6 protein-coding genes are annotated in these 6949 nt (G+C 33.7%); 3 read left to right on the top strand and 3 right to left on the bottom strand.

Features of this window, described 5'->3' with window-relative positions:
* Nucleotides 1-91: 91 nt before the first annotated feature.
* Nucleotides 92-1123 carry an aminotransferase class V-fold PLP-dependent enzyme gene (locus RTY06_RS15025; protein WP_312825789.1) on the bottom strand — a complete coding sequence of 344 codons (1032 nt, stop codon included), beginning with the start codon at nt 1121-1123 and terminating at the stop codon, nt 92-94.
* 121 nt (nt 1124-1244) lie between these two features.
* Here RTY06_RS15025 and RTY06_RS15020 point away from each other — a divergent pair, with 121 nt between their 5' ends.
* From RTY06_RS15020 to RTY06_RS15010, 3 genes are all read left to right on the top strand, one after another.
* The gene (locus RTY06_RS15020) at nt 1245-1892 is read left to right on the top strand and encodes a metal-dependent transcriptional regulator (protein WP_312825788.1); all 648 of its coding nucleotides are present in this window, start codon (nt 1245-1247) and stop codon (nt 1890-1892) included.
* A gap of 12 nt (nt 1893-1904) precedes the next feature.
* Nucleotides 1905-2330: a hypothetical protein gene (locus RTY06_RS15015; protein ID WP_312825787.1), complete on the top strand. Its 426-nt coding sequence runs from the start codon at nt 1905-1907 to the stop codon at nt 2328-2330.
* An 83-nt stretch (nt 2331-2413) separates the two neighbouring features.
* Nucleotides 2414-3397 carry a lipoate--protein ligase gene (locus RTY06_RS15010; protein ID WP_312825786.1) on the top strand — a complete coding sequence of 328 codons (984 nt, stop codon included), beginning with the start codon at nt 2414-2416 and terminating at the stop codon, nt 3395-3397.
* Between the two features lie 54 nt (nt 3398-3451).
* Here the strand turns inward: RTY06_RS15010 and RTY06_RS15005 are convergent, their stop codons facing one another.
* Both RTY06_RS15005 and RTY06_RS15000 read right to left on the bottom strand, forming a co-directional pair.
* Nucleotides 3452-5728 (bottom strand): DUF5074 domain-containing protein, encoded by a 2277-nt coding sequence (locus RTY06_RS15005; RefSeq protein WP_312825785.1) that lies wholly within the window; start codon nt 5726-5728, stop codon nt 3452-3454.
* Between the two features lie 34 nt (nt 5729-5762).
* Nucleotides 5763-6941, bottom strand: coding sequence for a cell surface protein (locus tag RTY06_RS15000; RefSeq protein WP_409450859.1), 1179 nt, complete (start codon nt 6939-6941; stop codon nt 5763-5765).
* Nucleotides 6942-6949: the final 8 nt, after the last annotated feature.

The following is a 6949-nucleotide window of genomic DNA, read 5'->3' as shown; positions in this document are numbered from 1 at the left end:
CATAAAAAATGCCCCTAAAAAGTGTATAACTTTTTGGGGGCAGTCCAATTTTGGGAGTTTTTTTTATGTCTTAATTTAATTATTAATTGAATTACAGACTTTCAATTTCATTAATAAACTCTTCCACAACCTCATCAGGAGTTGCCCAAGAAGTAATCAATCGAATGGCAGAACTTTCTTCATCTATCTTTTTCCAAACATAGAAATCAAAGCTTTCTGACAATTTTTCGATTTGAGAATTATTTAAAATTGGGAAAATCTGATTAGTAAATGTATCTGACAAAAACCCGAAACCTTTTTTCTGAAAAGCAGACTTGATTTTCATTGCTTGAACATTAGAATGTTTTGCCAAATCGAAATACAAATCATCTTTCATCAATTCCAAAAACTGAATTCCCAATAATCTGCCTTTCGCCAGCATTGCTCCTTTTTGTTTGATATGAAACCCGAATTCTTCTTTCAATTTATCATTGGTAATAATGATTGCTTCTCCTAACAAAGCACCGTTTTTTGTTCCTCCGAGATAGAAAACATCGGTTAATCTTGCGATATCTTCCAATGTCAAATCATTGATTTCAGATGTTAATGCGTGCCCTAATCTTGCACCATCCATAAAAAGATACAAATCATTGGCTTTACAAAAATCAGATAATTCTTGTAACTCTATTTTAGTATAAATTGTTCCAACTTCTGTCGAATTAGAAATATAAACGAGTTTTTTTTTGACTTGATGAGGCTTATTCGTATGCGTATCTAAAACCGATTGGATATGTTCCGTTTTAAATTTTCCATCTTCTGTAACTAATCCGTGAACTTTGTGCCCAGTTGCTTCTATCGCACCGGTTTCATTAGTAAAAATATGTCCGGTTTCTGCAGAAACTACGCTCTCGTGCGGACGAAGAATTGAAGAAATCACTAAAAGATTCGCTTGAGTTCCACCACTTACAAAATGAATATCTGCTTCGTGATGATTCATTTTTTGTTGGATTAATTCTCTGGCTTGGTCAGAATAGTCGTCGTAACCGTAACCGTTTTGCTGACTGAGATTTGTTTTGATTAATACTTCTAAAATATTGGGATGACAACCTTCTGAATAATCGTTTTTGAAAGAATATTTCTTCATTATTTCTACTTCTTTTTTGATAAATCAAAGTTATTGAATTATCAATTAAGATAAAATTAAACCAAAATTAAATTGTTAGAATAAAACATAATCTTCTCTAACTTTTAGTTAACTTTGACTTATGAATTCTCTAACCGAAGAAAATTACCTGAAAGCACTTTATCATCTTGTGAATGAGAATGATGAAGTTTATGTAAACGATCTCAGCCGACAGCTTAATATCAAAATGCCTTCTGTAAACAGCATGATAAAGAAGTTTGCAGAGAAAAACTGGGTAAAATATGAATCTTATAAACCCATCAAACTGACAGAATCTGGAAAAAAAGAAGCCTCGCTCATCGTAAGAAAACACCGATTGACAGAAATGTTTTTGGTAGAAAAAATGGGCTTCGGTTGGGAAAATGTCCACCAGATTGCGGAACAATTGGAACACATCCATTCTGATGAATTTTTCGATAAAATGGATGAAATTCTCAATTATCCAAAAATGGATCCTCACGGTGAACCAATTCCCGACAAAGACGGAAATGTTATTCAGCCTGACTTAAAAAAACTAAGCAAATGTAAGGAGAACGAAACAGTAGAATTATTTTCTGTAACAACTTCTTCTGAAGACTTCCTAAACTTTCTCAATAAAAGAAATCTTAGTCTTGGAACAGAAATTAAGGTTTTGCAAAAGGAAGATTTTGACCAATCTATGAAGGTTTTTTATAACAGTCAGGAGGAGAATTTTAGTAAAACTGTTTGTGATAGGTTGTTGGTGAAGTAGATTTTTTTGATAATGAATAATAAATTAAAAGAATATAATTTCAAATACTCAAAAAGTTTATTAGGCTTCGAATCTATATTTGTCTTGTTAACTTTTGTATTAGCTGGATATTTGTATTTTGAAAAAAAAAGTATCGGATTATCTATTATTCTGCTAATAATAGGAGTTTCAAACTCTATATATTACCTCAGTCGAATAACAAATAATAAGACTCAGTTAACCATTAATAATAAAGGAATTACATTTAAAAATCGATTTTTTAGTTGGAATCAAATTGATGATATTCAAATTGATAAAGTAAGAACAGGAAATACTTCTGCAGAATTTTTATCATTGATAACCAAAGCTGATAAAGACTTTGAAATTGAAATAAGTGAACTAAATGTGAGTAGTAAAAAATTAAAAGAGATAATAAAACTATATAAAGATATTTTATAAAAAATCACACTTAAAGAAAGACTGAGCAAAATCAATTTTATCATCAGCAAAAACTCAGTAATTTTGTTAGAAAATAGAACAATATGCTCATCATAGATTCCCCTTCTCACAATGCTTTTTTCAATATTGCTTCCGAAGAATTCCTTTTGACTAAATTTCCAACCGAAGATATTTTCCTTCTTTACATCAATGCACCTTCGATTATTGTGGGAAAATTTCAGAATACTTTAGCCGAAATCAATTTGGATTATGTAAACGATAATAATATCAAAGTTGTAAGAAGAATGTCCGGCGGAGGAACGGTTTATCACGATTTGGGAAATCTTAATTTCTCTTTTCATACACTTTTGGGAGATTATGATTTTATGGATTTTGGACAGTTTACAAGTCCGGTTCTTCAGCTTTTGAAAGACTGGAATGTTCCTGCAAAACTGGAAGGCAGAAATGACCTTTTGGTGGACGGAAAGAAATTCAGTGGGAATGCGAAATTGGCAAGAAGTGGAAAAATGATTCAGCACGGAACGATTTTGTTCGATTCTGAGATGAGTGTTTTGAGTGATGCTTTGAAAGTCAATCCTTTGAAATTTCTTGATAAAGCAACAAAATCTAATCTTTCCAGAGTTACCAATCTAATTAATTATCTTCCTGAAGGAACAACAATAGAAGTTCTAAAACAAAAACTGATTGATGAAATCCTAAAAGGTTCTGAGAACGGAAAAATCTACAATTTCACAGATGAAGATATTCAAGGAATTGAGAAATTAGTTAAAGAAAAATACGAAACTTGGGATTGGAATTTTGGTTTCTCTCCGAATTATAATTTCAAAAAAGCCATTAAAATCCCAGCAGGATTTATCGAAATTCATTTGGACGTTGAAAAAGGAATCATCAAAAAAGCTAAAATGTTCGGTGACTTCTTTGCTTCAAAACCGATTGAGGAATTGGAAGATTTACTTATCGATGAAAAACACGATATTGAAAATTTAAATCAAATTCTTTCTAAAATCAATATTACAGATTATTTCGGCAAAGTGACTGTTGATGATATTTTGGAATTATTCAAATAAAAAAAGCCTTCAAAAACTTAATTTGAAGGCTTTCTTACATAAAATTAATTAATATTATTTCTTAATAAATTTCTCTTGATAAATTGCTTTATCAGTTGTAATTCTTAAGATATAATTTCCTTTTGGAAGTTGATTCACATTGATTTTTCCATCAATCAACTTAGTATTAATCGCTTTTCCTGTAACATCGTACACAGAAACCTCAACAATCTTATCTTGAGTTTTGATATTCAAGACATCGGTTGTTGGATTTGGATAGATACTTAGGTTGATTTTCTTAACATTATCATTCACAGCTAATGAAGAAGATACTACAGTCAAGGTTTTGTCAACCATTTTTCCGTTGGAATTAAAACTAACCACGATGTTTGCCGTTCCAGCATCTTGCGGCGTTAGCACCAACTCTTCATCAGAATTGATTTCTGCATTAATTGCATTGGCATTGCTATTAGATTTGATTGATTTCAAAATAGAAACCGAAAGGTTGTCCGCATCTGTCACAATCGTTTTCAGGTCAATTTTTGTAATGCTACTCGTAGTAATTTCCGAAGGAAAAGTAGAACTCACAACGGGAAAATCAACATCCGGGAAAACTGTTACCGCTGGAAACCAATAATAATCGTTCAAGGTTTTTGTATCCAACAAAGCGCCAATATTGCTGTAAGTATGAATCCAATTTTTCTGATAATGTGCACCATAACCACTTTCTGTTGTATTAAGAATCAATTCGTCGGAAACAGGATCAACTCTCAACGCTGCACCGTAAGGAATCTGTTTGTAAGTTCCTTCCTGCCCAGGAATCGTAATGAAACTATCAACCAAAGTTTTAGTTGTTACATCAAATTTGATAACCTTGGTTCCTGACGTGAAAGCATTCACAGAGTTCATCCAATACAAAGCATTTTGTTGATTACTGTAAGTGAAACTTCCTGCGTTCCAAGCGCCCCAAGAACCTAGATATTGCGTTGCCGTAGAAAGTGGATATTCAGTCGTTGCAAAAGTTGTTGGATTAATGTTAATCAATTTCTGATTTTGAATCGCCCAAACACTTCCATCCTTCGCCTGAACAACTGAATGGAAAGCTCCAGAAATCGTCTGAACCAAAGTATTAGTTTTGGGGTCGATAATTAGAATTCCTGTAGATTGCTTAACAGCGAAAACATATTGCGAAGTTCTAATCATATTTCCGATTTGTCCTGCATATAAACTACCTCCGCTTGTTCCTTCAATTAGACTTCCAACTTGAAGATTATCAATATCAAAAGTAAAAATCCCGTTGGAAGCTCCGATGTAACCAAGATGTTCATTCACACCAAGAAAAGAACGTCCGTCTCCTCCACCAATATTGTCAAAACTTTTGATTTTTTCCATCGTTGTAGCATTGGCAACAACCAACCTTCCGCCCGGTATGTATTGCGTATCTCCACCGTCAGCAGCTTGTTTTGAAATGAAATAGAACTTATCTCCGTAGATTGTTCCAAACTGAGTTGTAGCTCCGAAAGCTTGATTATTATTTTTTTCGCTGTAAACTCTGTAATAAATTTGATCGTTGTCTCCTACAAAATTCACAGAACCATTTGTATGACCAAACCATTCTTCGTTCACCATAAAATAACCTTTGGTAAAATCCGCCTGCGCTGAGTAAACGGAAACTGGTGTCAATGTTGAAGAAATATCATAACTTTCCATATTAGGATTAGCATTCCAAACATCCCAAGAACCATCTTTCAATTGTCTGCTACTTGCTCCTAAACCAGAATATCCAAAATCTGTATCAGTGGCGTCCTTTACCCAATAAGACCAATAACCGTTGTACCAACCTGAAAACCAATGGTCGTTAGAATCAATCGCTGTATAATTATCAAAATCATAAGCAGTTGTATTGATAATTCCATCTACGGGATAAAGCGGATAAGTCGTATTTCCATTATTGTAAAGTCCGACTGTTCCTTTTCCATCAAGGTCAAAACCTAAACCTCCGATTGCACTTCCGAATTGTGTTCCTTGATAAAGTAATGAAAAGAAACGTTTATCGGTTTTTGCAATCGCTTTCAGCATATCTTCGCCCGTTGCATTTCCGTCCCATTTGAAACCCCAAACTAAAGCATCCGGGTTTTTAGCATCATTCCATTGAACAACAAAAGCGGCTTTATTAGAACCCGTTCCAACCCAATAGACGATATCATCCATTGTGAAATCTGCCTTTTTGGATTCAGTTTTTTTAATGGAATTTGTTTTGATATCATTTCTCGGAACTCCCTGAACTGTGACCTGTGCATTGGTAAAAAATGCAAAGAACAACAGCAATGTCAAAAGATAAAACTTTTTCATTTTTAATTGATTTAAATAATTTTATTGTTGAATTTTATTTTAAATGTAAATCGTAAGCACCGGCAACTTCGGTAGAAACCTCGCCAAGCCAACCTGCTTCCTGATTGATTCCCGTATAAACTTTCACGAAATCGATTCCGGGAAGTTTGACATAATTACCGTTTTTGTCCACTGCCCAAGAGATATCAATGTTGGAAGCTTCGTCATTATTCGGTGCGTTGTCTGCGTATCCAAATTCATAGGATTTTCCAACCCAATAAGTTCCGCTTCCACTTTGGTCATAGTAATTGTTGGCAAGTCTAGTTCCTGTAAAACTGTAAGAAACATCTGAAATCCATAATGGATAATAGCTTTGAACGTGGAAAACATTTTTAGTTTTAAACCCTGAATTCCCAAGATTATCTTTCCATTTGATATATTCTACATCGTTTTCCCAATATTCTGTCCCTGCAACTGGCGGTTTATTTTCATTGGGTTTGAAATAATTAATGGTGTAATTCTTTACCGTGGTGTTTTTAAAATATTCGCTTCCGGCAATCTCATACCATTCTTCTTCATCGGGTTTTCCATTTTTGTTTTTGTCATAAGCAACGAGAATGATTCCCGGTTCGCAAGAACCAGCACGTTCTTCCTGAGACAAATCTCCCCAAAATGCATTTCCCAAAATTTTAAAGTCTTTTCCATTCATATTTGGAATGGTGTGGTCAAACCCAAATGTGACATAACCACCAAATCCACCCAAAGAAATCATTGTAGAATTAGAGCCAACTAAAGATTGTTTCGCTTTCTGAATCATCTGCTCCGAAGTATTTCCTGCGATATATTCCGGAATCTCATTCATAAATTGCCCAACCGCAGGACGGAAGTCAAAAACATTGGAAATATATTTACTGTAAGAAACCGATTCCTTATTGACAATGATTTTTGAAGTGTAAGTTGTCGTTGTTCCATTACTTTCAACCTTCAAAGTCAAAGGATAAGTTTTGGCGTAAGGACTGATGAAGTCCAAAGTTGAATTTTCTGAAATCAAAGAATCATTAATTTTCCAAGTGAAAGTTCCTGAAATATTAGTCGGAATATTCAAAACTTTGAAACGGTCAACGGAGTAAGAATCAGCAAGACTAAAAGTATTTTCGTCATCGTCATTTTTACAGGCAATTATTCCAATTGTAAAAAGTGACAGCAAAGTGAATTTTAGAAAGTAATTTTTCATTTTCATAT

It is taken from the genome of Epilithonimonas sp., assembly GCF_032055105.1.
Classification (GTDB): Bacteria; Bacteroidota; Bacteroidia; order Flavobacteriales; family Weeksellaceae; genus Epilithonimonas.
The sequence above is the reverse complement of the archived record's forward strand: the minus strand, read 5'-3'. Positions and strand labels throughout refer to the sequence as shown.